This is a genomic window from Acerihabitans arboris (assembly GCF_010131535.1).
Lineage (GTDB): Bacteria > Pseudomonadota > Gammaproteobacteria > Enterobacterales > Enterobacteriaceae > Acerihabitans > Acerihabitans arboris.
Genome location: NZ_WUBS01000015.1, coordinates 1 through 22,839, shown reverse-complemented (window position 1 = coordinate 22,839; position 22,839 = coordinate 1). Strand labels below are relative to the sequence as shown.

At 57.2% G+C, this 22,839-nt stretch carries 24 protein-coding genes and 2 tRNA genes; 9 read left to right on the top strand and 17 right to left on the bottom strand.

Annotated elements, in window-relative coordinates:
- Positions 1-62 precede the first annotated feature (62 nt).
- The 5 genes from proA to gpt all read right to left on the bottom strand — a co-directional run bounded on the left by proA (position 63) and on the right by gpt (position 4,909).
- The gene (proA, locus tag GRH90_RS19465) at positions 63-1,316 is read right to left on the bottom strand and encodes a glutamate-5-semialdehyde dehydrogenase (RefSeq protein WP_162367629.1); all 1,254 of its coding nucleotides are present in this window, start codon (positions 1,314-1,316) and stop codon (positions 63-65) included.
- 9 nt (positions 1,317-1,325) lie between these two features.
- Entirely contained in the window at positions 1,326-2,429 is a 1,104-nt protein-coding gene (proB, locus tag GRH90_RS19460) for a glutamate 5-kinase (RefSeq protein ID WP_162367628.1), read from the bottom strand.
- Between the two features lie 112 nt (positions 2,430-2,541).
- Positions 2,542-2,943 (bottom strand): sigma factor-binding protein Crl, encoded by a 402-nt coding sequence (gene crl, locus GRH90_RS19455; RefSeq protein ID WP_162367627.1) that lies wholly within the window; start codon positions 2,941-2,943, stop codon positions 2,542-2,544.
- Positions 2,944-3,019: 76 nt separating this feature from the next.
- A complete protein-coding gene (frsA, locus tag GRH90_RS19450; RefSeq protein ID WP_162367626.1) occupies positions 3,020-4,267 on the bottom strand; it encodes an esterase FrsA in 1,248 nt (415 codons plus the stop codon).
- A 183-nt stretch (positions 4,268-4,450) separates the two neighbouring features.
- Entirely contained in the window at positions 4,451-4,909 is a 459-nt protein-coding gene (gene gpt, locus GRH90_RS19445) for a xanthine phosphoribosyltransferase (RefSeq protein ID WP_162367625.1), read from the bottom strand.
- A 232-nt stretch (positions 4,910-5,141) separates the two neighbouring features.
- On the opposite strand from gpt, the gene pepD reads away from it, so the two are divergent.
- Positions 5,142-6,602 carry a beta-Ala-His dipeptidase gene (pepD, locus tag GRH90_RS19440; protein WP_162367624.1) on the top strand — a complete coding sequence of 487 codons (1,461 nt, stop codon included), beginning with the start codon at positions 5,142-5,144 and terminating at the stop codon, positions 6,600-6,602.
- Positions 6,603-6,619: 17 nt separating this feature from the next.
- Here the strand turns inward: pepD and dinB are convergent, their stop codons facing one another.
- Complete coding sequence (gene dinB / locus GRH90_RS19435) at positions 6,620-7,705, bottom strand: DNA polymerase IV (protein WP_162367623.1); 1,086 nt, start codon at positions 7,703-7,705, stop codon at positions 6,620-6,622.
- Positions 7,706-7,890: 185 nt separating this feature from the next.
- Here dinB and dpaA point away from each other — a divergent pair, with 185 nt between their 5' ends.
- Entirely contained in the window at positions 7,891-8,628 is a 738-nt protein-coding gene (dpaA, locus tag GRH90_RS19430; RefSeq protein WP_162367622.1) for a peptidoglycan meso-diaminopimelic acid protein amidase, read from the top strand.
- Here dpaA and GRH90_RS19425 read toward each other — a convergent pair.
- From GRH90_RS19425 to GRH90_RS19415, 3 genes are all read right to left on the bottom strand, one after another.
- A complete protein-coding gene (locus GRH90_RS19425) occupies positions 8,599-9,366 on the bottom strand; it encodes a class II glutamine amidotransferase (protein WP_162367621.1) in 768 nt (255 codons plus the stop codon). The two genes, dpaA and GRH90_RS19425, sit on opposite strands and share 30 nt — an antisense overlap.
- 37 nt (positions 9,367-9,403) lie before the next feature.
- Positions 9,404-9,988 (bottom strand): D-sedoheptulose 7-phosphate isomerase, encoded by a 585-nt coding sequence (gene lpcA / locus GRH90_RS19420; protein WP_162367620.1) that lies wholly within the window; start codon positions 9,986-9,988, stop codon positions 9,404-9,406.
- 230 nt (positions 9,989-10,218) lie between these two features.
- Positions 10,219-10,803, bottom strand: coding sequence for a YceI family protein (locus GRH90_RS19415; RefSeq protein ID WP_162367619.1), 585 nt, complete (start codon positions 10,801-10,803; stop codon positions 10,219-10,221).
- Positions 10,804-11,012: 209 nt separating this feature from the next.
- On the opposite strand from GRH90_RS19415, the gene GRH90_RS19410 reads away from it, so the two are divergent.
- Positions 11,013-12,170, top strand: coding sequence for a pyridoxal phosphate-dependent aminotransferase (locus tag GRH90_RS19410; protein ID WP_162367618.1), 1,158 nt, complete (start codon positions 11,013-11,015; stop codon positions 12,168-12,170).
- Positions 12,158-12,931 carry an amidohydrolase gene (locus tag GRH90_RS19405; RefSeq protein WP_162367617.1) on the top strand — a complete coding sequence of 258 codons (774 nt, stop codon included), beginning with the start codon at positions 12,158-12,160 and terminating at the stop codon, positions 12,929-12,931. The genes GRH90_RS19410 and GRH90_RS19405 overlap by 13 nt, the downstream gene beginning before the upstream one ends.
- Before the next feature lie 68 nt (positions 12,932-12,999).
- On the opposite strand, the gene uraH is transcribed toward GRH90_RS19405, so the two are convergent.
- Both uraH and uraD read right to left on the bottom strand, forming a co-directional pair.
- A complete protein-coding gene (gene uraH, locus GRH90_RS19400) occupies positions 13,000-13,347 on the bottom strand; it encodes a hydroxyisourate hydrolase (RefSeq protein WP_246236157.1) in 348 nt (115 codons plus the stop codon).
- Positions 13,341-13,820, bottom strand: a complete 480-nt coding sequence (gene uraD / locus GRH90_RS19395) for a 2-oxo-4-hydroxy-4-carboxy-5-ureidoimidazoline decarboxylase (RefSeq protein WP_281352784.1) — start codon at positions 13,818-13,820, stop codon at positions 13,341-13,343. The genes uraH and uraD overlap by 7 nt, the downstream gene beginning before the upstream one ends.
- A gap of 697 nt (positions 13,821-14,517) precedes the next feature.
- On the opposite strand from uraD, the gene hpxZ reads away from it, so the two are divergent.
- Positions 14,518-14,901, top strand: coding sequence for an oxalurate catabolism protein HpxZ (hpxZ, locus tag GRH90_RS19390; protein ID WP_162367616.1), 384 nt, complete (start codon positions 14,518-14,520; stop codon positions 14,899-14,901).
- Between the two features lie 50 nt (positions 14,902-14,951).
- Here hpxZ and puuE read toward each other — a convergent pair whose 3' ends face one another.
- Positions 14,952-15,938 carry an allantoinase PuuE gene (gene puuE / locus GRH90_RS19385; protein ID WP_162367615.1) on the bottom strand — a complete coding sequence of 329 codons (987 nt, stop codon included), beginning with the start codon at positions 15,936-15,938 and terminating at the stop codon, positions 14,952-14,954.
- Positions 15,939-16,176: 238 nt separating this feature from the next.
- On the opposite strand from puuE, the gene GRH90_RS19380 reads away from it, so the two are divergent.
- A complete protein-coding gene (locus GRH90_RS19380; protein ID WP_162367614.1) occupies positions 16,177-16,560 on the top strand; it encodes a tautomerase family protein in 384 nt (127 codons plus the stop codon).
- 371 nt (positions 16,561-16,931) lie between these two features.
- On the opposite strand, the gene GRH90_RS19375 is transcribed toward GRH90_RS19380, so the two are convergent.
- Both GRH90_RS19375 and dnaQ read right to left on the bottom strand, forming a co-directional pair.
- Positions 16,932-17,008 (bottom strand) — tRNA-Asp (locus tag GRH90_RS19375).
- A 135-nt stretch (positions 17,009-17,143) separates the two neighbouring features.
- Positions 17,144-17,923 (bottom strand): DNA polymerase III subunit epsilon, encoded by a 780-nt coding sequence (gene dnaQ / locus GRH90_RS19370; RefSeq protein ID WP_162367613.1) that lies wholly within the window; start codon positions 17,921-17,923, stop codon positions 17,144-17,146.
- Between the two features lie 45 nt (positions 17,924-17,968).
- On the opposite strand from dnaQ, the gene rnhA reads away from it, so the two are divergent.
- Positions 17,969-18,436 (top strand): ribonuclease HI, encoded by a 468-nt coding sequence (gene rnhA, locus GRH90_RS19365; protein WP_162367612.1) that lies wholly within the window; start codon positions 17,969-17,971, stop codon positions 18,434-18,436.
- An 8-nt stretch (positions 18,437-18,444) separates the two neighbouring features.
- Here rnhA and GRH90_RS19360 read toward each other — a convergent pair whose 3' ends face one another.
- Positions 18,445-19,155 (bottom strand): class I SAM-dependent methyltransferase, encoded by a 711-nt coding sequence (locus tag GRH90_RS19360; RefSeq protein WP_162367611.1) that lies wholly within the window; start codon positions 19,153-19,155, stop codon positions 18,445-18,447.
- A gap of 50 nt (positions 19,156-19,205) precedes the next feature.
- Between GRH90_RS19360 and gloB the strand changes: the two genes are divergently transcribed.
- Together gloB and mltD are read left to right on the top strand one after the other, a co-directional pair.
- Complete coding sequence (gene gloB, locus GRH90_RS19355) at positions 19,206-19,958, top strand: hydroxyacylglutathione hydrolase (protein ID WP_162367610.1); 753 nt, start codon at positions 19,206-19,208, stop codon at positions 19,956-19,958.
- Between the two features lie 70 nt (positions 19,959-20,028).
- On the top strand, positions 20,029-21,390 hold the full coding sequence (gene mltD / locus GRH90_RS19350) for a murein transglycosylase D (RefSeq protein ID WP_162367609.1): 1,362 nt from the start codon (positions 20,029-20,031) through the stop codon (positions 21,388-21,390).
- Between the two features lie 77 nt (positions 21,391-21,467).
- Here the strand turns inward: mltD and GRH90_RS19345 are convergent, their stop codons facing one another.
- Entirely contained in the window at positions 21,468-22,313 is an 846-nt protein-coding gene (locus GRH90_RS19345; RefSeq protein WP_162367608.1) for an endonuclease/exonuclease/phosphatase family protein, read from the bottom strand.
- A 404-nt stretch (positions 22,314-22,717) separates the two neighbouring features.
- Positions 22,718-22,794 (bottom strand) — tRNA-Asp (locus GRH90_RS19340).
- Positions 22,795-22,839: the final 45 nt, after the last annotated feature.

Here is a 22,839-nt window from a genome sequence, read left to right as displayed (position 1 = left end):
TCGGCACCCGCCTAACCTCGGCAAGCACCAATGCCGACCATGGCACCCGTGCGTGCCACTGTTCACGCCCGGCTCAAATTATCCCCATACCCGATCCACTTATAAGTAGTTAGCGCTTCCAAACCCATCGGACCGCGCGCATGAAGCTTCTGGGTGCTGACCGCCACTTCCGCGCCCAGGCCGAACTGGCCGCCGTCGGTGAAGCGGGTGCTCGCATTCACATATACCGCCGACGAATCCACCTCGCGTACAAAACGCTCCGCGCTAGCCAGCGATTGCGTCAGGATGGCATCCGAATGCTGGGTGCCATGCTTGCGGATATGATCCACCGCCTCGTCAAAACCGTCGACCACCTTGACGTTTAAATCCAGCGATAGCCATTCATTGTGGAAGTTGGCCTCCTCCACCGGCACGCAGGCCGCCGGGCCATCGGCCAGATAAGGCCGGGCGGCGCCGTCGGCGTGCAACGTCACGCCCAGGGCATGCATATGCCGGCTTAAACGGCTCAGGAACGCCGGGGCGACGGCTTTATGTACCAGCAGGGTCTCAAGGGAGTTACAGGCGCTGGGGCGCTGGATTTTTGCGTTTTCGATAACCTTGAGCGCCGGCTCAAAGTCGACGGTTTCATCGGCATAGATATGGCAGACGCCGATGCCGCCGGTAATCACCGGAATAGTGGAATTTTCGCGGCACAGCTTATGCAGCCCCGCCCCGCCGCGCGGGATCAGCATATCCACGTAGCGGTCGAGTTTCAGCAGTTCGTTGACCAGGGCGCGGTCGGGATTCTCGATGGCCTGCACCGCGCTCGGCGGCAGTTGGCAGCCCAGCAGCGCCTGCTGGATCACCTTAACGGTCGCGGCATTGGTGCGGAAGGTCTCTTTGCCGCCGCGCAGGATCACCGCGTTGCCGGTTTTCAGGCATAGGGCCGCCACGTCCACCGTGACGTTGGGGCGGGCTTCATAAATCACGCCCACCACGCCCAGCGGCACGCGGCGGCGTTCCAGCTTCAGGCCGTTGTCCAACCGCCGGCCGTCGATAACCTGGCCGACCGGATCGGTCAGGCGGCAGACCTGGCGCACGTCGGCGGCGATGGCGGATAAACGCGCCGGCGTCAGCAGCAGGCGATCCAGCAGGGCTTCGCTCAGCCCGTTTTGCCGCGCGTCGGCCATATCCAGCGCGTTAGCCCGCAGGATGTCGTCGCTTTGCGCGTCCAGGCGATCGGCAATGGCCAGCAGGGCCCGATCTTTGTCGGCGCTGCTCAGCACGGCCAACTGCCAGGACGCCGCTTTGGCGTCTTTGCCCATTTGCTCAAGCATGGCTACTCCTTAATAAATAATCATATCGTCGCGGTGGATGGCGACCGGCCCATACTCGTAGCCGAGGATTTGGCTTATCTGCTGGGAATGTTGCCCGGCAATCATACGCAGCGCATCGCTGTTGTAGCGGCTGACGCCGTGGGCCAGATCCTTACCGTCCAGGCCGCGGATGCGCACCACCACGCCGCGGGAAAAGTCGCCTTCCACCGAACGGATGCCCTTGGGCAATAACGAGCTGCCCCGTTCGCGGATCGCCGCCAGCGCGCCGTTATCGACGGTGATATCACCGGCGGGCGGCGGCCCGAACAGCCAGCGTTTGCGGGTTTCCAGCGGCATTTCCAGCGCATGGAAGCGGGTGCCTACCGGCAGATCCGCCATCATATCGCCGATGACGCCCGGCTTGCTGCCGGCGGCGATCACCACGTCAACGCCCGCCCGGCTGGCCACGTCCGCCGCCTGGATTTTGGTCGCCATGCCGCCGGTGCCCAGACCCGAGACGCTGTCGCCGGCAATGGCGCGCAGCGCGTCGTTAATCGCCGTGACTTCGGTAATCAGCGTGGCGTTGGGGTTGGTGCGCGGGTCGGCGGTGTACAGTCCGGCCTGGTCGGTCAGCAGCAGTAATTTATCGGCGTCCGCCAGAATAGCCACCAGCGCCGAAAGATTATCGTTATCGCCAACTTTGATTTCGGCGGTGGCCACAGCGTCATTTTCATTGATCACCGGCACGATGCGGTTATCCAGCAGCGCGCGCAGCGTGTCGCGGGCGTTAAGGAAACGTTCGCGATCTTCCATATCGGCGCGGGTCAGCAGCATCTGGCCGATATGGATGCCATAAATGGAAAACAGCTGTTCCCACAGTTGGATCAGGCTGCTTTGGCCAACGGCGGCCAGCAGCTGTTTAGAGGCAATGGTCGCCGGCAGTTCGGGATAACCCAAATGCTCGCGCCCGGCGGCAATGGCGCCGGAGGTGACGATGACAATTCGGTGGCCGGCGGTGTGCAGTTGCGCGCACTGGCGCACCAGCTCGACGATATGGGCGCGGTTAAGCCGGCGCGATCCGCCGGTCAATACGCTGGTGCCCAATTTCACAACCAATGTCTGGCTGCCATCCATAACATATCTACCGTAATGAGGTTAAAAGGCGTGCCTGGTCTTTATAAAAAGAAAAAGCGTTATGCCCGCCAGCATAACGCGAAATGAGATAAAAAGCAGGTGCGCGGTGGGGTTAGTCTTTCAGCACAAACGGCGTTTCTTTGAAGTTATCGGCGGGTTCCAGCGTCATCTCCAGGGAGACGATATAGGCGCGCAGGCGCTGGTGGAAAGCGCGCAGCGAGCTTTCGAGCTTGGCGATCGCTTCGGGCTCGCTGATTTTTTCTTCATTCCAGCGGCCGGCTTTGTCGAATATACCCAGATGATAGGTGTAAGTGTAGCGTTTCTCTTCGGCTTCCAGATCGATCCACCATCCCAAGAATTCCCGTTTTTCCGGCGAGGGCTGCATGTTGATGCATACCGCCAGGCAATCAAAGAAAAAATGATTATCGCTGCACTGCCCTTCGCGAATATAGGGACCGAGCGCGGTAAAACCTTTCATCAGTCTGCTTTTCGGGTGTCCACTTACTAACGCCATGCTGATAACCTCAAATTACTCAAAATGAATTTTACACTTCTTTGTTTAGCAAACTAATAGGATTAAGCAACCCAGATTAATCACATTTTGCCAGCCATTCACGGATTTCGAGCAATGCCCGGTGAAAATTATGATAAACCGGCGCCGATTTTACCTGGAACAGCTTGCCTGACAGGGAGGACGACGCCACCAGCGCCGCCTCTTCCTTCGGGCTAAAGGGATCGTTGTCCCAAAACCCCGCCAGCATCGGCGTCGGGCAGCGCCTGCCCAGCAGCCCTTGGGTTTTCAGGGAATAACGGCCCAGCTCAATTTTCAGCGCCGCGTCCGAGGCGTGGGCCATGCCCATGCGGCTGGCCAGCACATCCATATACATATCCGGCGCTTTATCCTGCCGTACCGGGTCGGTGAGCAGGGCGTGCACTATCGGGCCAAGGCAGGCCACGCCGCGCAGGCGCTGCGACTCCAGATACGCCAGCCGGACGGCGATATTGGCGCCGAAGCGAAAGCCGAACGCCGTGACGCGCCTGGAATCGATCCAGGGGATGCTCGCCAGGCCTTTCACCACCTGCTGATGGAGAAAGCTGGAATCCTGGTTCAGGGTCCATTTCGACGAAAAACCGATGGACGGCATATCAATGGTCAGCATCGCCAGTCCCGCCGGGGCGAAATAGTCATGGAACAGGCGATAGGTATCGTTTTGCAGCATATCCAGGCCGCCGCACACCAGTACGGTGGGAAACGGCCCCTTACCTTGTTCCGGCAAATGCAGGAAGCCGGTCACGAGGCCGCCGCCGGCGATCGGGAAGTTCAGCGCTTTCAGCTCATAGCTTAACCGGCAAGCGGCTTCCTCCCAGGCGCGGTTGGCCAGGGTTTGCGCCTGCTCAGCCAACAGGTCGCCGCACAGGTGGGGGTAGGCGGCCACGCTGTAGAAATTGGCCGCCCGTAGCCAATGCTGTCCGGCCAGCGCCGGATCCGGCTCATCCATGCCGCGCTGTTGCCACACCATGCCCTGATGGGACCATTCATAAATCCAGTTGCCGGGCCGGTAGCCGATCACGGTATCCAGCAGGCGTTCGTCGGTCCGGTCGCTTTTGCTGGCGGCAATGCGGGCCAACACCTCTTCTATTTCCCAGGGATTGATACCGCGCCAGATCCATAGCAGACGGTTGAGCATGCGATACCAGTTGCCGGGGTTGGTGCCCTCAAGGGCGGCAAGGATAGGAGATTGACCGCCGGCATGGCGTGGCCGGCTGACCAGCGTGGAGGTTTCCTGTTGCTTGAACGTGGGTTTAAACAGTGTTTCGCTCAGATTGGTGCCGCTCATTGAGCTATCGCCTCCGCAAACCGTTTGCCATAAATAAGAAGCTAAAGAATAAGTGGGTCATATTAGCAAGGTTACTCATTAAACGACAAACAAACAAACGCCCGGCGTGTTGCCGGGCGTGCGGTCGGGAACATATCACCTGCTATCGGCCGGAAAAACGGCCGTAGCCGGGGGGGCGAACGCTTATTTGCCAACCAGGGGGGGAATAAACACCACGCCCATATCCCACGGCTGCTCAATCCAGGTGTCCTGCGGGATATCGACCATATAGTCGTCCACCAGCGGGCGACCGGCGGGTTTGGCGAAAATCGTCACGAAATGCGCTTTGGGATACATATCGCGAATGGCTTTGGCGGTGCCGCCGGTATCCACCAGGTCGTCAATGACGATAAAACCTTCGCCGTCGCCTTCGGCGCGTTTGAGCACCTTGAGCTCGCGCTGGTTGTTATGATCGTAACTGGAGATGCAAACGGTATCCACATGGCGGATATTCAGCTCGCGCGCCAGCAGCGATCCCGGCACCAGACCGCCGCGGCTGACCGCGATAATACCTTTCCATTGTTCTGCGGGGAGTAGCCGCTGGGCCAGTTTCCGCGCCTGAATTTGCAACATGTCCCAGGTTACGACGTATTTTTCGCTCATAAATGCTGTCCCAGCCGGATGGGGTCGGCCTAAAAGTACAGGGAAAAAAGGTTGCGCGAGATTATAAAGACGCCACCGCGGAAATACCAGCGCTACCGCCCTTTTTAACCGCGGTTTCACCATCGGTCAAAGTAAAGTGGTATTCTTTATCCCTCTTTGGTAACCATCCGACCGTCTGCGGGCTGTTAATGACGACCAGACCGGGTCTTACGTTGTAACAGGAGTTTTTATCGTGTCTGAACTGACTCAACTTTCACCTCAGCCATTATGGCAAATTTTTGCCAAAATCTGCTCCATTCCGCATCCCTCCTATCATGAAGAGGCGCTGGCCGCCCATATTTTACATTGGGCGCAGGAAAAAGGGCTGCATGCGGAACGCGATGCGGTCGGCAATGTCTTGCTGCGTAAGCCCGCCACGCCGGGCTATGAAAAACGCCAGCCGGTGGTATTGCAGGCGCACCTGGATATGGTGCCGCAGAAAAACAGCGACACCATCCACGATTTTGCCACCGATCCCATCCAGCCCTATGTCGACGCCGACTGGGTCAAGGCGCGCGGCACCACGCTCGGCGCCGATAACGGCATCGGCATGGCTTCCGCACTGGCGGTCCTGGCCGACGACAGCGTGCAGCACGGCCCGCTGGAAGTGTTGCTGACCATGACCGAGGAAACCGGCATGGCCGGCGCCTTTGGTTTGCAACCCGGCTGGCTGCAGGCCGAGATCCTGATCAATACCGACTCCGAGGAAGAAGGCGAAATCTATATGGGTTGCGCCGGCGGGGTGGATTTCAAGACCATCCTGCCCCTGGAGCGCGAGGCGGTGCCGGCCGGTTACCAACCCCTGAAACTGACGATCAAGGGCCTGAAAGGCGGCCACTCCGGCGCCGATATCCACCTGGGCCTGGCCAACGCCAATAAGCTGCTGGCCCGTTTCCTGTCCCTGCACGGCCAAAAGCTTGATATCCGCCTGCTGGACCTTAACGGCGGCACGCTGCGCAACGCTATCCCACGCGAAGCTTTTGCGACGCTGGCCCTGCCGCAGGAAAACGCCGAAAGCCTGCATGCCCTGGCGCAGGAATACCTGGCGGTGATCAAGGCTGAACTGGCGGCGGTGGAAAAGAAACTCGCGATCCAGATTGAACCGGCAACGTCAGACGCGCAGGCGCTGACCAAAGGCTGCGGCGATCGTTTTATCGCCCTGCTCAACGCCATGCCCAACGGCGTGATCCGCATGAGCGACGATGTGAAAGGCGTGGTGGAAACTTCGCTGAACGTCGGCGTGGTGTCGACAGAAGCCGATCGGGCGCATATCCGCTGCCTGATCCGCTCGCTTATCGACAGCGGCAAAGAGGATGTGGTGGGCACGCTCAGCGCTTTGGGCCGCCTGGCCGGCGCCGAAACCATCGCCAAGGGCAGCTACCCGGGCTGGAAGCCGGACGCCAACTCACCGGTGATGCATATCGTGCGCGAGACCTACCAAAAGCTGTTTAACAAAACGCCGAATATTCAGGTGATCCACGCGGGCCTGGAATGCGGATTGTTTAAAAAGCCTTATCCGCAGATGGATATGGTTTCCATCGGGCCGACCATTACCGGACCGCATTCCCCGGATGAACAGGTGCATATCAAAAGCGTCGGCCAATACTGGATATTGCTCACCGCGCTGCTGAAAGCCATTCCTGAAAAGAACTGATGTCGGTCAACCGCGCCTCACGAAAGAGGCCGGTGCAACATATCGTCTTCCCAATCGAGCATCAGCTGACGCTCGATTTGCGGGTCCAATAACGTCACATGCAGCCCCACCAGGCGCACGCCGCGATCGCCGCGCCGTTGCTCCCACGCCTGGCGCGCCGTATCCAGCAAATCCGCTTTATTCAACCGCGTCCACACATGCTCCTGGGTGGTTTGCTGGAAATCGGCGAACTTTAGCTTTATTCCCTGCCGGGCAATTTGCAGATCCGGCCTCACCCGGCCGAGACGCCGCTCCAGCTCCGGGTAAAGCTGCTCGATAATCGCCGCGCAGTCCGCCCAATCGACAATATCTTTCGCCAGGGTACGCTCGACGCCGACCGATTTGCGCAGCCGATCGGAAGAGACGTCCCGCTCATCGATACCCTGCGAACGCTCCCAGATCACCCGGCCGAACTTACCGAACTGCCGCAGCAGCGCCGCCAGATTGCAGCGTTGCACGTCCAGGCAGGTGTTTAATCCCATCTCGGCCAGCTTTTTGGCGGTGACCTTGCCGACGCCGGGTATCTTGCTCAACGGCAGTTGCGCCAAAAATGCCGGCACCTGTTCGGGGGTAATGACATATTGCCCGTTGGGTTTATTAAGGTCCGAGGCGATTTTGGCTAAAAATTTTACCGGCGCCACCCCGGCCGAGGCGGTGAGATGAAGCTCGTCGGCAATCTGCTGGCGGATGGCCTGGGCCATCAGGGTCGCCGACCCGTTGTGATGGGGGCTTGCGGAAACATCCAGATAGGCCTCGTCCAGCGACAGCGGTTCAATCAGCGGCGTGTATTGGCCGAAAATGTGGCGGATATGCTCCGAGGCTTCCTTATAGGCAGCCATGCGGCCGGGCAGCAGTTTTAGCTGGGGACATAGTTTCAGCGCCATGGCGGTGGACATGGCGCTATGCACGCCGAACACCCGGGCCGGATAATTGGCGGTGCTGATCACCCCGCGCCGATCCGCGCTGCCGCCGATGGCGATGGGAATATCGCGTAAAGTCGGATCGTCGCGCATTTCCACCGCCGCGAAGAAGCAATCCATATCGACATGTATGATTTTACGCATTTACCCCCCCTTAACTGTACAAGTATACAGTAAGGCGACGAATTTATACAAAACGTATCTTGATAAATATACAGGCAGTGATATCGTGTCGCTGTTTTAGTTGTTTTATTTGACGTTTTTAAAAGGGTCCGCCGACAATGTCCGTTGTCTGGCATCTTTATTATTTTGACTACGCAGGAATGACAATGGGCAAAATCGCACTGTTATTTGCGATATTGTTTTGTATACCGGCCATGACGTCCGTCAGTTACGCCAGCGAGCAGGCGCAGACGCAGGTATCGAAAGAATTAAAAGCACAATTATTAGGCTCACCGGTTTTTATTCAGATCTTTAAAGAAGAAAGGACGCTGGAGCTGTATGCCAAGCTGGGTAACGAATACCGCATGCTGGGCAGCTACCGCATCTGCAATTTTTCCGGCGGCCTGGGTCCCAAACGCCGGGAAGGTGATTTTAAAAGCCCGGAAGGGTTTTATTCTATTACCAATCGTAACCTGAATCCGAATAGCCATTATTATCGGGCGATCAATATCGGGTTTCCTAATGCCTATGATCAATCGCAAGGGTATTCCGGCGCCATGCTGATGATTCATGGCGATTGCCGCTCGATAGGCTGTTATGCCATGACCGACGGTTATATCGCCGAGATTTATCAGTATGTGGAATCCGCATTGCTAAACGGCCAGGCGCAGGTGAGTATCCATATTTTCCCGTTCCGCATGACGGAGGCAAACCTGCAGCGCCACCGTTTTTCGACTTATTACCCATTCTGGCGCTCGCTCGAGCCGGGCTACGCGTATTTTGCCCGTTACCGCCAGCCGCCGGCGGTGGGGGTGGTTAACGGTCAATATACCGTCAGCGCGCCGCTGCAGTTAAACAGCGGCACCCCCGTGATCTCACAGTTCGCGCTCACCCAGCCGAAATAACACCATCTCGCCTGGCGCTACCTTGTGCCAGGTTTCATTCCCGGTCAGCGGCTGCGTAGCGATAACGGTAACCACGTCGTCCGGCGTGGTCTGCTGCTGGAAATCGATCTCCACATCCTGGTCAAGCAGCGTCGCCTTGCCAAACGGCGCCCGCCGGGTGATCCAATAAAGATCGGTGGAGCAGTACCCCATCACAAAACGGCCGTCCGACAACAGCATATTAAAGATGCCTTTTTGTCGCAGCTCGCCCGCAAGCGCGGCAATATACCTAAATACCGCCGGCCAGTTTGCCGGAGTGCGTGGATAACGGGCCGCCAGCCTGGCCAGCAGCCAGCAAAAGGCATATTCGCTGTCGGTCTGGCCCACCGGGCGATAACATCCGGTAGCCAAATGACGAAATCCCCTGAGCTGGCCGTTGTGGGCAAAGGTCCAGTTGCGTCCCCACAGCTCGCGGGTAAAGGGGTGGGTATTTTCCAATGACACCTCGCCGCGATTGGCCTGGCGGATATGCGACACCACCGCGCAGGATTTAATCGGATAATCCTGCACCAGCCGCGCGATAGGCGAATTGAAACTCGGCAACGGATCCTTGAAGGTCCGGCAGCCCAGTCCTTCATAAAAGGTAATACCCCACCCGTCCTTGTGCGGCCCGGTACGGCCGCCGCGTTGTACTAACCCGGTAAAGCTGAAGCAAATGTCCGTCGGTACATTGGCACTCATCCCGAGCAGTTCGCACATGACCCGTCTCCTATACCATGACGTTTTAAGGCCGTAATTACGCGCCCGCCGCCATTTCTTTCTCGATCAGCTGGATCAGGATATGGATCGCCTTGATATGGATTTCCTGAATGCGATCGGCATAACCAAAATGCGGCACGCGGATTTCCACATCGGCGGTGCCGGCCATTTTGCCGCCGTCCTTGCCGGTCAGCACGATAACCTTCATGCCTTTGGCGCGTGCCGCTTCCACGGCGCGGATAATATTGGCCGAGTTACCGGACGTCGAGATACCGAGCAGTACGTCGCCTTTATTACCCAGCGCCTCCACATAACGCGAAAACACAAAGTCGTAGCCGAAATCGTTACTCACACACGACAGATGGCTGGGATCGGAAATGGCGATGGCCGGATAGGCCGGGCGGTTATCGCGATAACGGCCGGTAAGTTCCTCGGCGAAATGCATGGCGTCGCAATGCGAGCCACCGTTGCCGCAGGAGAGTATCTTGCCGCCGGCTTTGAATGAACCGGCAATCAGCACCGCGGCGTCTTCTATCGACTGCAGGTGGCGATCGTCGCTGAGGAATTTGGCAAGCGTTGCCGCGGCTTCGTTAAGTTCACTACGAATCAAGTCCTGATACATGGGTCCCTCGGTATAGGCTGGCTAAATCAATCATTATTCCAGCCATCAGTTTACCGGATTGACGAAACCACGAGAAGCGAAGTTAACCGTCTACCCTTGCGTTACCACATGGAATTTGCTGTTTGTGAGCCAGGTTATGATTGTTATGCGGGTACCAGGAGACGCCGCCGTCTTCCGTACGCCGACAGGGTGGACGCCCGCCGGTGTGTTTTCATGCGCCCCGGCCCGGCCTATTTCACCAGCGCCTCGGTGGAAATGGTAATCACCACGGCGTCGCTGACCATAGGCACGTATTTGTCCATGGCAAAATCAGAGCGCTTGATGGTGGTGACGGCATTAAAACCGACCGCCTGTTTTTTCGCCATCGGATGTTCGCCTTTCTTGTTCAGCACCGCGTCCAATATCACCGGCTTGGTGATGTTTTTGATTTTCAGGTCGCCATACACTTTATATTTGTTTCCGCCTTCGCTGACGATTTTTGTGCTGCGGAAGGTGGCCAGCGGATAAGCGGCCAGATCGAAATAGTCCTTGCCCTTGAAGTCATCCGTCAGCTTTTGGACATGGGTATCGACCGTGGCGACCGGGATGGACACATCCACCGTCGAACGGGCGATATCGGCGTCATTTAACTGGATATTACCGGAAACATTGGAAAAATCAGCGGTCGGATTGGAGAAGCCGAAATGGTTCCAGGAGAACACCACCGAGGTATGCGCAGGATCCATGGCGTAGGTCTGGGTCGCCGCCTGGGCAAAGCCGGAAAGCAGCCCGAAGCCGATAACCAGGGGTGCTGCGATTCTTTTTGCGTTAATCATCTGTCTCTCATTTCGTTGCGGTTCGAAGGAGCAATTATAGTCGCCTTTTTATGCCCGTTATGTTGCCGAAATAATTTGTCGTACTAATTCAATCCTTTTGACCGCCGTAGCGTATTTTAGCCGTATACCCATCTAAACGTCCCGATTGTTAATTACGCTGAGCATGTTATATTGAGGTAAAAACCGGCTTTTAAGAGTGGTATTTAGCTATGAGCAGTATCTACGTTCCGCAAAGCAAGCTCCCCGCGCTGGGCACCACTATTTTTACCCAAATGAGCGCGCTGGCGCAGCAGCATCAGGCGATTAACCTGTCGCAGGGATTTCCGGATTTTGACGGCCCCGATTACCTGAAGGCCCGGCTGGCGCATCACGTGGCCCACGGCGCCAACCAGTATGCCCCGATGACCGGCGCGCTGCCCCTGCGCGCGGCGATTGCCGATAAAACCGAACGCCTCTACGGCTGGCGCCCCGATCCGGATCTGGAGGTCACGGTAACCGCCGGGGCCACGGAAGCCCTGTTTGCCGCCATCAGCGCGCTGGTGCGCAGCGGCGATGAAGTGATCTGTTTTGATCCCAGCTATGACAGCTATGCGCCGGCGGTCACCCTGGCCGGAGGCGTGACCCGCCGCATCGCGCTAACGCCGCCGGCGTTTCGCGTCGACTGGACGGCGTTTGGCGCGCAGCTTAACGACCGCACCCGCCTGGTGATCCTCAACACGCCGCATAATCCGTCCGCCACCGTCTGGCAGGACGAGGACTTTGTCCAGCTCTGGCAGGCCATCGCCGAACGGGAAATTTATGTGCTGAGCGACGAGGTTTACGAACATATCTGTTTTGCCGCCGGCGGACATGCCAGCGTGCTGACCCATCCCGAGCTGCGCCAGCGCGCCATTGCCGTTTCGTCGTTCGGCAAAACCTATCATATGACCGGCTGGAAGGTGGGCTATTGCGTGGCGCCGGCGGCGCTCAGCGCAGAGGTGCGTAAAATTCACCAATACCTGACGTTTTCAGTGAATACCCCGGCGCAGCTGGCGTTGGCCGATATGCTGCGCGACGAGCCGGGGCATTGGCAACAGCTGCCCGATTTTTACCGCGGCCGGCGCGATCACCTGGTGCAGGCGCTGGCGCCAAGCCGGCTAGAGCTGTTGCCCTGCGAGGGCACCTACTTCCTCCTGGCCGACTACAGCGCGATATCGGATATGGAGGATGTAGCGTTCTGCCGGTGGCTGACGGTTAACGTGGGCGTGGCCGCCATTCCTTTGTCGGTATTCTGTGCCGAGCCGTTTCCGCACAAACTGATCCGGCTGTGTTTTGCCAAGCAGGATGTCACCCTCGATGCCGCCGCGGAGCGTTTATGTCAACTTTGAACATCAGCCTGTTGCAGCAGCCGCTGGCCTGGATGGATGGCGAGGCTAACCTCAACCATTTCGACCGCCTCCTGGCCGAAATCCAGGGGCGCGATTTGGTTATCCTGCCGGAAATGTTCACCACCGGTTTTGCCATGGAGGCGGCAGGCCGCGCGCTGCCGCAGGGCCGGGTGGTGGAATGGCTGCAGCAGTGGGCTAAAACCACCGGCGCCATGATAGGCGGCAGCGCGGCTATCGGCGCGGCGGACGGCGCGGTCAACCGCTTTTTGCTGGTGGAACCGCAGGGCCGGGTCCATGTCTATGATAAACGCCACCTGTTTCGCATGGCGGATGAGCATCGGCATTACCAGGCGGGCCAGAAGCGCGTGGTGGTGGACTGGCGCGGCTGGCGCATCCTGCCGCAGGTCTGTTATGACCTGCGTTTTCCAGTATGGTCGCGCAACCGCCAGGATTACGATTTGGCGCTGTACGTCGCCAACTGGCCGGCGCCGCGCGCCAATCACTGGCAAACCCTGCTGGCGGCCCGCGCCATCGAGAACCAGGCCTATGTGGCGGGCTGTAACCGCGTCGGCACCGACGGCAACGGCCATCAGTACAGCGGCGACAGCATGATCATCGACCCGTCGGGGAATGTGCTGGCCAAGGGCGCGCCCGGGCAGGAGGCGCGCCTGGACGCCAGCTTATCCCTCGACAGCCTGCGCGAGTATCGTCAAGCCTTTCCCGCCTGGCTTGACGCCGATACCTTTACGCTCGATAACTGACGCCCGGGGGCACTGACAAGGCAACCGCGCGCCGCGCCCGGGCTTTGCGATCCTGCGGCAACAATGGTTCAACTGCCCCGGTAGGTGGACCAGCCGTAGGGGCTGATCAACAGCGGCAAATGAAGGTGCTCCTGGCCCTCCAGCACAAAAAAATCAACGATCGCCGAGCCGTATAAGGCGTCGACGCCCTGCCGGGCAAACCAGGCGCCGAACGCGGCGCTCAGGCGGTAATGGCCCGGCGATATGCCGCCGGGCGTCAGCGTCGCCAGCCGGCCGTCGCTGTCGGTCTCCCCGCTGGCGGCGGTCTCCCACGTAAAAGCCTGCTCTTTTTCCAGCTTGACCTTGACCCGCGCCGCCGGTTTACCCCGAGAGGTATCCAGGATATGGGTGGTAATATTGCAACGGCTCATCAACATGGCGCCAGCTCCTGCTGTAAGCGTGACAGGGCGATTTTCCTTAACTGCAGCGCGGTCTCGCGTTGTTCCTGTTCGGGGCTGTGCTCCAGGCGCTGGCGCAGGCGCGCCAGGATGTCGTGGCCGCCGCGTCCCGCGGCGTGAATCAGGAACACCTGCCCGAAGCGTTGTTCGTAGCGCCGGTTGCCTTCCAGCAGATCGGCCGCCAGCCGTGCGTCGGCGGGATCGACCGCCGACTGCTCGCGACGGGAATGCCCGGCGTCGGCGCCATGGCCGACGGGGCGCTCGCCGATGCGGGGATGGCGCGCCAGCGCATTGCTCACCTGTTTCGCCCGCCAGCGCAGGGCCAACGCCCCGGCATACTCAATCAGGCTATCCGCGCTGGCAAACGGCCGGGCGGCAATAATATCCCAGGACCATTCGGGTATGGCCGCGCAGGCGAGCAGCATCGCCGCCGCGGTTTCAGGCGGGGCCAGGTTAAACTCATCCAGGGTAATAGGCCGTCTCCTCTATTATTTACGCCGTGAAGCGCCTGGCTCGCGCCGTCGCGATAATATAGGCGGGACAATATGCTGTCCTCAACGCCATATCTCATTCATCCGCATGTCTGCGCACCGCCCTGGGGCAGGATAGCGACAGGAAAACCATGCCCGAACATCCGCCGGACCGCTCCCCATTCATAGCCATCAATGCTGCAACTACCGTGCCATGGCAAAAAAACGGTTTTTACCGGCGGGTGCCGGCGTGACGGCGATTGTAGCGCCGGCAGGATGCTGGAGGCGGGCGGCGCGTGGAGGAATAAGACCTTAACCAAGCGCACCAGAAAAGGGCAGGCAGGCGGAACGACGCACCATTAAGCGGCACGGGCAGCAGGGCAAATACCGTGCGCCGCCAACGCAGGGGTGGCCATCATTACAGCCCGGCCTGCCGGCATATTGGAACGCCTCTTGCTTAATCCAATCAGTGTTGACCCTATTTCGTTGACAGGGAAAGCAATATGCCGAAACACGCGATCGAGCAGGGCGGCCATGGTGTCTTTGCAAGTTCTGAATATGCGGAATTGAGAAAAGATAATGATACCGGCGGACGCCGGTGGTGCTACTCTAGCCGATACCCCTGGGCATCGGAGCAGCGCGGCATTGTCAACGTGACCATAGCAAGAGTAAACGTAGCATGAAAAGTGAATATATCGATCGCCCGGCGATCCTGGCGGAGGTTAACGCCGCTTATTACCAATATGAACAGGCGCTGATCACCAATGATGTTGCCATTCTCGATGAGCTGTTTTGGCACGATACCCGCACCGTCAGGTATGGCGCCGGTGAAAATCTTTACGGCATCGAGGCCATCCAGGCTTTCCGCGCGTCGCGATCGCCGGTGGGGCTGGATCGGGTGCTGCAGAACACCGTGATTACCACTTTCGGCGACGATCTGGCGGTGGCCAATACTGAATTTACCCGCGAAGGCAGCGACAAGATCGGCCGCCAGACCCAGACCTGGGTCAAACTGGCCTGTGGCTGGCGTATTGTCGCCGCGCATATCAGCCTGATGGGCTGATACACCACTCTCCTGCGGCAATGCCGATCCATAGCGGCGCAGGAGTCCTTTCAGGTGGGTTTCTCTTGCTGCGCCGGATGGCCCGCCGCGAAGGGATGATGGGTGATCCAGTGGTCGGCGATATCCTGCCGGCGACAAATCCACACCCGTTCATGCTGTTGCACATGATCCAGGAAGCGTTGCAGCGCGCGAAAACGTCCAGGCCGGCCCAATATCCGGCAGTGCATCCCCACCGACAGCATTTTCGGCGATGTTTCCCCCTCGGCATACAACACATCAAAACTGTCTTTCAGGTAACAAAAGAACTGTTCACCGCTGTTAAACCCCTGCGGCGTGCTGAAGCGCATATCGTTCGCCTCGAGCGTATAAGGAATAATCAAATGCGGCTTGACCGAGCCGTCCGTACACGCAACCTGGGTCCAGAAAGGCAAATCGTCGCCATAGTAGTCGCTGTCATATAGAATGCCGCCGTGTTCCACCACCAGACGGCGCGTATTCGGACTATCGCGCCCGGTATACCAGCCCAGCGGCGTCTTGCCGAACAGCTCGGTCAACACGTCTATCGCCTGTTGCATATGCTGGCGTTCGGTCTTGGCGTCCATTCCCTGGTAATGCAGCCAGCGCCAGCCATGGCTGACCACGTCGTAACCCGCGCCTTTTATCGCCTCGACCACCGGCGGATTGCGCGCCAGCGCCATGGCCACGCCAAACACGGTCAGCGGCAGTCCGCGTCGTTCAAACTCCTGCTGGATGCGCCAGAAACCGGCGCGGGAACCATATTCATATAGGGATTCCATCGACATATGGCGCTCGGAGTAACTGGCGGCGCCGATGATATCTGAAAGGAATTGTTCAGAGCCCGTGTCCCCGTGCAATACGGTATTTTCGGAACCTTCTTCATAGTTCAGCACAAACTGCACCGCAATCCTGGCCTGGTTCGGCCACGCGGCATGGGGAGGCTTGCCGGCATAACCGATAAGATCGCGTGGATAGTTTTTATTGAACGAAAAGCTCTTTTTGTCGGTCGCTTCACTCATGATCGGTTCCTTTTGTAGAGCTGGTATTTTAGTTTAGTCCGCCAAAAGGTCCGGTTAGTTCTTTTGTATGAGAAAATTAACCTCGCGATCTCCTGATGCGCGATAAGACACCTGCGGTATATAAACGCCGGCGCGGGCTATTGCATGGCATGGGGTCATATCCTACTATTGCTCCACCAACGGCCATGGCTACGCATGGTGGCCGTATCCTCTTTTGATTTGCCGTGGAGTGAACGTTATGCCTCTGGTCCGTATCGATATCAAGAAAAATCCCGACCCGACCTATGTCGCCCGCGTCGGGAAAGTCGTCTACCAGGCGATGAAAAGCGCCATCAATGTGCCCGAACATGACAATTTTCAAATTCTCGGCGAGCATGACGGCGATCATTTTATTTATGACGCCGGCTATCTCGGCATTAACCGCACCGATAAACTGGTCATCATCCAGATCACCCTCAATGAAGGGCGCAGCATCGAACAGAAAAAATCGCTCTATAAAACCATCGCCGGCGGACTGCGCGAAGCGCTGGGCGTATCTCCCGAGGATGTTTTTATTAATCTTATCGAAGTAAAAAAAGAGAACTGGTCGTTTGGCAATGGCATAGCCCAGTACGCCGGCTGATTGGCGTCTGGAACACTGTCGTTTGCCGCGCGGATCCTGACCCGCACTCTAGCCTTTCAGGCCGGGTGGCCTGTTTTTTCCCGCGGCCGAGGCGACCGGGTCCAAGCTACGCAGGGCCGGCTGGCGCATACCGATTCCGCCGCCGCCGGCAGCTCGCCGTTGGACAGCCTCAGGGTCTTAGCCGCTAACGCCGATGCCCGCCAGGACAGCGATGGAAGCCAATAACAGGAATTGCGCTGGTCGCGAGGGGGATTGAGTTGGTGTAAACGGGGGGCGACAGAAGAATTTGCCGGGACCGCCCGTGAATGTGGACCAGGCGTTTAAAACAACATGGGCCGCAGCGAAAACGCGGCAGCCCATTGGGAATTAGTTGGCGGTGTGGACGGGACTCGAACCCGCGACCCCCGGCGTGACAGGCCGGTATTCTAACCGACTGAACTACCACACCGCACATGTGCTTTGTCGGGAAAGCGAGGCGAATAGTACGGTCAGCGCCGGCCGGCGTCAATGCTTTTCACCGGTGACGGTATCGTTTGGCGATATTTTGGGCATAACGTTGTTTATTCAGCCGCAACAGCGGATTTTAATGCGTTTGGGGGTCCGTTTGCTCTTCGCTTTCCGGTCGCCACAAACAGCTGCCGCCCTTTTTCTTCACCAGGTCGAGACGGGATTCATGGGCCGCCATCTCGTCTGCGCTGGCATAAACCACCTTTAACTGCGACTGCGCGCGCACCACCCGTTGAATATTTTCGCCGCCCTCCGCATTGCGCCGTCCGCTCTCCCCTTCCATGGAAAACCGCATCGACGTCTGGCCGCCGGTCATGGCCAGGTACACTTCCGCCAGGATTTCGGAGTCAAGTAAAGCGCCGTGCAGCGTACGTTTGGTATTATCGATCAGATAACGGTCGCACAGCGCGTCCAGGCTGTTGCGCTTGCCCGGGAAAAGCTTACGCGCCAGGAACAGGCTATCGGTGACTTTGCAGAAGGTGTCGGTTTTGCCGATCCCGCGGTTAAGCTTGCCGAACTCGTAATCCATAAAGCCGATATCGAAGGGCGCGTTATGGATGACCAGTTCGCCGCCGCGAATAAACTCGAGGAACTCCTCGGCCACCTGCTCGAACGTGGGTTTATCCGCCAGGAACTCATCGCTGATACCATGAATATTATAGGCTTCCGGATCAATCAGCCGATCCGGTTTCAGGTAAACGTGGAAATGCCTGCCGGTGAGCCGACGGTTGATTACCTCGACCGCGCCGATCTCGATAATTTTATGGCCTTCGTAATGAACCCCCAGTTTGTTCATACCGGTGGTTTCAGTATCCAGAACAATCTGTCGCGTAATTCCAGTGCCCGTTGCGTTCATTTATGTCAGACTTGATTTTTTTAACATGAAGGTAGTCTACCAGAGATGCAGAAACAGGTAGAAATTTTCACCGACGGATCTTGCCTGGGTAATCCCGGGCCGGGCGGCTACGGTGCCATCCTGCGTTATAAGCAGCATGAAAAAATATTCAGCGCCGGTTACCGGCTCACCACCAACAACCGTATGGAACTGATGGCGGCCATCGTGGCGCTGGAGGCGCTTAAGGACCCCTGTGAAGTGGTTATCAGCACCGATAGCCAATATGTTCGCCAGGGCATTACCCAGTGGATTCACAACTGGAAAAAGCGCGGCTGGAAAACCGCGGAGAAGAAGCCGGTCAAAAACGTTGACCTGTGGCAGCGGCTGGATTTAGCGATCCAGACCCATGTCCTGCGCTGGGATTGGGTCAAGGGCCACGCCGGCCATCCGGAAAATGAACGTTGCGACGAGCTGGCCCGCAGCGCGGCGGGCAACCCGGCGTTCGACGATATCGGCTACCGGCCGGAAAAATAGCGCCGGCGTCAATTGCTGCGGCTGGCGGCGCCCACAGTGCGCCGCAGGGATGCCTTGAGGCTCTTGCTTTTTAACGGGTTAAGCGTCAGCGGGAACGTGCGTTTGCGCGCGACAATCACGCTCAGGCAGCCGATGGCGGGCAGATGCTCGCTCAGCAGGCGTCCGCCGCGCCGGCGCCAGGGCAGGACCTGGAAGCGCGACCGATGCATTACCTCGAAATTAAGCACGCTTAGCCAGTCCAGCAACCGCATCTGGGTATACATTCGGCTGCGGTAGGGCTGGCGGCGCTGCAGGATCGGGCAGAGTTTGCCGATGCCGAGCAGGCTGACCGGATTAAAGGTGCTGATAATCAACCAGCCGTCGTCAATCAGCACCCGGTCGACTTCTCGCAGCAGGCGGTGCGGATCCGACGTGTAGGATAGCGTATGCGCCAGCAGGCAGGCATCGGTGGACTTATTGGCGAACGGCAGTTGGAAGGGATCGGCGATAACGTGCAGGTTATCCCCTCTGGTGCCGACGGTGACCTGATGTGAAATAGCGCATTCGCTGGTATCGATATCCCCGCTGAGCGCGCCGATCTTAATAAGATGAAATCCGAATAATCTAGGCCACCATGGCAGCAGGCTGGTGTCCAGTGCCCGACGATAGTTGTCTCCGTATGGGAGGTCGTCCCATGAGGTTGGCGCGATAATAGGCTGGGTAATTTGCGCTGGTTTCATGTTTGACTATCTTCTTAAGTGCCATAAGAAAAAATGAACAGAGGTGAACGATGAATCTTATCAGCATTCCCGCGTTTGCGGATAATTACATTTGGCTTTTACATAACGACCAGCAGGAATGCATTATCGTCGATCCGGGCGAGTCCGCGCCGGTGCTGGCGGAGCTTGCCGCGCGCCGCTTAACCCTGAAAGCCATCCTGTTGACCCACCATCATCACGATCACGTGGGCGGCGTGGCCGAACTGCTCAGGCATTTCGACGTCCCGGTCTATGGCCCGCAGGAAACCGCCGCCAAGGGTGCCGGGCACGTTGTCGGGGAAGGGGACCGGGTAAATGTGCTCGATATGACCTTTTCAGTGCTGGCGTTGCCCGGCCACACCCTTGGTCATATCGGTTTTTACAGCGCGCCTTATTTATTCTGTGGCGACACGGTCTTCTCCGCCGGCTGCGGGCGTTTGTTCGAAGGCACGCCAAAGCAAATGTACAAGTCTTTTCAGAAGGTTAAGCAGCTTCCTCCCGAGACATTGATCTGTGCCGCGCATGAGTATACTTTAGCCAATCTGGCCTTTGCGCGCTCGATATTACCCGAAGATTCAACGATCGCCGCTTATGAATGCGAAATTAAGCAATTACGGGCAAAAAACCAAGCCAGCCTGCCCACAAAACTACGTTTAGAGGGCAAAATTAACCTTTTCTTACGTTGCCATGACGTTGATTTACAAAGAAAGTTAGACCCACTTCACACACTCCACGAGGAATGGCGTATTTTTGCCTTATTACGGGAGAAGAAGGATCATTTCTGAAGGTTTTAGTTGTAATGTCGGAATGTTCAAAGTATTATTGCTTGTCTTTTAAGCAACTATTGACATACAGATGAAGACTCATGCGATCTTAATCGCCTCGGTCTTGCTCGTGGGTTGCCAGTCGTCCAGGTCGGATGATTTGCCACCCGAACAGCATGCACAGAGTGTTTCTTCGGCAGGTCAAGGTGAAGCAGGAAAGTACACAGACGGCCGAGAGACCTCGGCGCGATGGCTTGGTGATTCAGGTCTCGCGCAGCCCGATTTGTGGAACTTCATTAGCGACGAGCTGAAGATGCAGATACCGGAAAACGCCCGGATCCGCGAGCAAAAAAAGCGTTATTTAAGTAATAAGAGCTATCTCCACGATGTAACATTACGGGCAGAGCCGTACATGTACTGGATTGTCGAGCAGATTAAGCAACGAAAAATGCCGATGGAACTGGTACTGCTACCCATAGTGGAGAGCGCTTTTGACCCAAAGGCAACATCCGCCTCAAACGCGGCTGGCCTTTGGCAGATTGTGCCCACAACTGGCAGGAATTATGGTTTAAAGCAAAACCAATGGTATGACGGCCGGCGTGATGTCGTGGCGTCCACCACCGCTGCACTCGATATGATGCAACGTCTCAATCGCATGTTCGATGGCGATTGGCTGTTAACCATCGCGGCTTATAACAGCGGCGAAGGTCGTGTCATGCAGGCGATGAAGTCCAATAAAGCGAAGGGGAAACCCACCGATTTCTGGGCATTGTCACTGCCGCGCGAGACCACTATCTACGTTCCGAAAATGCTTGCGCTTAGTAATATTATTAAGAATAGCAAACAATACGGAGTTGTCCTGCCTAAAAGCAATGGCGATCATGCCTTGGCACGAGTGGAAGTGGGTCAGCAGATTGGTTTGAGCCAGGCGGCTGAAATGTCGGGACTGTCGTTAACGAAGCTGAAAAGCTTCAATACCGGCTACAAACGTAACGTAACCGCGCCAAACGGCCCGCATTACATTATGTTGCCCAAAGCCCATGCCTCTCAGCTCAGGGATTCGCTGGCGGTTGGTGACATCGCAGCGGTGCAGCAATCCACCCAGCTGGCGGATACGGCCGTCAGCAGCGCGAAATACCAAGTACGTTCCGGAGATACCTTATCGGGCATTGCCAAGCGTCTGAACGTGAAGACGGGCGACCTGTTAAAATGGAATAACTTGCGTAGCGGCAGCAGCCTGAAAGTCGGGCAAACGCTGCAACTGGCCAATAACAGCAGCGGTAGTATCACCTACCAGGTACGGAAAGGTGATTCGCTGGCCAGCATCGCCAAACGGCATGGCGTCGATATTCAGGACGTCAAACGCTGGAACGGCGCGCTGGATAACGCCAGTACCTTGCAACCAGGCATCAAGCTAACGTTGTTTGTTAACGGCAAGGCTACGGATTCCTGAAGGGGTCAAGTTTAAGGCACAATAAAAACAAGCACTCCGGTGCTTGTTTTTTTATGCCTGGATCCTAACCCATTCACCTAGCCAACGCTGGGTATACCGACTATTTTGGTTTCCGGCACCGATTTATCGGTGCGCTTATGAGGTTCAAACTCAACCAGCAGCGGATTGTGGTCGGATGCCTGCGTGACTAGTACCGATGCCTCGGTTACCTTCAGCCCCCGGTAAAAAACAAAATCCAGCGGTCGGCCAAAAGCGCGGCGTCGCTGATCGTCAATAAATTTCACTTCGCGCAGCGTCATGCGATCGGCAAAACGGTATAAAGCCGTAATACGTTGCCGGCTCCAGGCGTTAAAATCCCCCGCCATGATAACCGGTCCCTGATGATTCAGGATCTGCTCGCCAATCGGTCCCAGCTGCTTGCTATAGACATCCACGCCCAGGCTGAAGTTAACCGCGTGGATATTGACCACCATCATCAGTTGGCCGTCGTAGAGGGGATAAACGGTAACCAGGGCGGATTTAGCCAAACGCAGCAGCGGCTCACGTTCACGCAATGGGCAGCAATAAACCGGATGTGCCGCCGACAGCGTCATTACCCCTGACGGGTGCTGCGGAAAAACCAGCGCCGGCACCTGATCGGTCGCCAGATAGTTCGATGTGGCAAACCTTACCAGCTCAGGGGTGGTTTGTGCCTCCTGCAGTAATACCAGTTGGGCATCCTTTCCAAACCCCTGCAGCACAGAGAGCCAATCAGCACGCTGCTGTTTGTAGATATTCCAGACCATTACCCGCAACAGCTTGGATCCCGGCAGCGGTTCTCCGGGGGGCAACGCTTGACCAAGGCGACTGAAGGCTAATGGGGGGAAAATACGCTCAACCGGCTGTCCCGCAACATACCTGACTGAATATGTTTTTTTTGCCACGGTTACCGCCTATTTAACTGTTTCTTTAGCGTCTGTGGGATGATGAATTGGATCATATGAATAGCTATTTTTTTCCCGCAGACATTGGTACGACCAGAATCTTTTATAAAAGTTTTAACCTATAAATTCAACGCTGACGTAAACATGGAACCAACTTCACTCAGTGTACCATAAAATTTGTTTTAACCGGGGCCGCAGGCCTCCCTGCCCCGTCGCCCGACGGTTAATAGTGAAATTAATAGTCTCCGTAGTTAATCGAAGGCATATGATAATCAATGACTTTAGCCGGGAGAGTCCCGGCTGCGGATGGGCAGTGAGAATTAAAAATATTTGTCGCAGTCATGGCAAGCGAAATTTTAGGCATAAAAAAAGCCCTGAACAAATGTCCAGGGCTTTAATCAGTGTGGCGGTGCGGACGGGACTCGAACCCGCGACCCCCGGCGTGACAGGCCGGTATTCTAACCGACTGAACTACCGCACCACGATTCGGTACTACACCCAAACATAACATTTGCGGGGTCAACGC

Coding starts and splice junctions, on each gene's coding strand:
- proA (WP_162367629.1), bottom strand. CDS start 1,316: ATGCTTGAGCAAATGGGCAAAGACGCCAAAGCGGCGTCCTGGCAGTTG.
- proB (WP_162367628.1), bottom strand. CDS start 2,429: ATGGATGGCAGCCAGACATTGGTTGTGAAATTGGGCACCAGCGTATTG.
- crl (WP_162367627.1), bottom strand. CDS start 2,943: ATGGCGTTAGTAAGTGGACACCCGAAAAGCAGACTGATGAAAGGTTTT.
- frsA (WP_162367626.1), bottom strand. CDS start 4,267: ATGAGCGGCACCAATCTGAGCGAAACACTGTTTAAACCCACGTTCAAG.
- gpt (WP_162367625.1), bottom strand. CDS start 4,909: ATGAGCGAAAAATACGTCGTAACCTGGGACATGTTGCAAATTCAGGCG.
- dinB (WP_162367623.1), bottom strand. CDS start 7,705: ATGCGTAAAATCATACATGTCGATATGGATTGCTTCTTCGCGGCGGTG.
- dpaA (WP_162367622.1), top strand. CDS start 7,891: ATGGGCAAAATCGCACTGTTATTTGCGATATTGTTTTGTATACCGGCC.
- GRH90_RS19425 (WP_162367621.1), bottom strand. CDS start 9,366: ATGTGCGAACTGCTCGGGATGAGTGCCAATGTACCGACGGACATTTGC.
- lpcA (WP_162367620.1), bottom strand. CDS start 9,988: ATGTATCAGGACTTGATTCGTAGTGAACTTAACGAAGCCGCGGCAACG.
- GRH90_RS19415 (WP_162367619.1), bottom strand. CDS start 10,803: ATGATTAACGCAAAAAGAATCGCAGCACCCCTGGTTATCGGCTTCGGG.
- GRH90_RS19410 (WP_162367618.1), top strand. CDS start 11,013: ATGAGCAGTATCTACGTTCCGCAAAGCAAGCTCCCCGCGCTGGGCACC.
- GRH90_RS19405 (WP_162367617.1), top strand. CDS start 12,158: ATGTCAACTTTGAACATCAGCCTGTTGCAGCAGCCGCTGGCCTGGATG.
- uraH (WP_246236157.1), bottom strand. CDS start 13,347: ATGTTGATGAGCCGTTGCAATATTACCACCCATATCCTGGATACCTCT.
- hpxZ (WP_162367616.1), top strand. CDS start 14,518: ATGAAAAGTGAATATATCGATCGCCCGGCGATCCTGGCGGAGGTTAAC.
- puuE (WP_162367615.1), bottom strand. CDS start 15,938: ATGAGTGAAGCGACCGACAAAAAGAGCTTTTCGTTCAATAAAAACTAT.
- GRH90_RS19380 (WP_162367614.1), top strand. CDS start 16,177: ATGCCTCTGGTCCGTATCGATATCAAGAAAAATCCCGACCCGACCTAT.
- dnaQ (WP_162367613.1), bottom strand. CDS start 17,923: ATGAACGCAACGGGCACTGGAATTACGCGACAGATTGTTCTGGATACT.
- rnhA (WP_162367612.1), top strand. CDS start 17,969: ATGCAGAAACAGGTAGAAATTTTCACCGACGGATCTTGCCTGGGTAAT.
- GRH90_RS19360 (WP_162367611.1), bottom strand. CDS start 19,155: ATGAAACCAGCGCAAATTACCCAGCCTATTATCGCGCCAACCTCATGG.
- gloB (WP_162367610.1), top strand. CDS start 19,206: ATGAATCTTATCAGCATTCCCGCGTTTGCGGATAATTACATTTGGCTT.
- mltD (WP_162367609.1), top strand. CDS start 20,029: ATGAAGACTCATGCGATCTTAATCGCCTCGGTCTTGCTCGTGGGTTGC.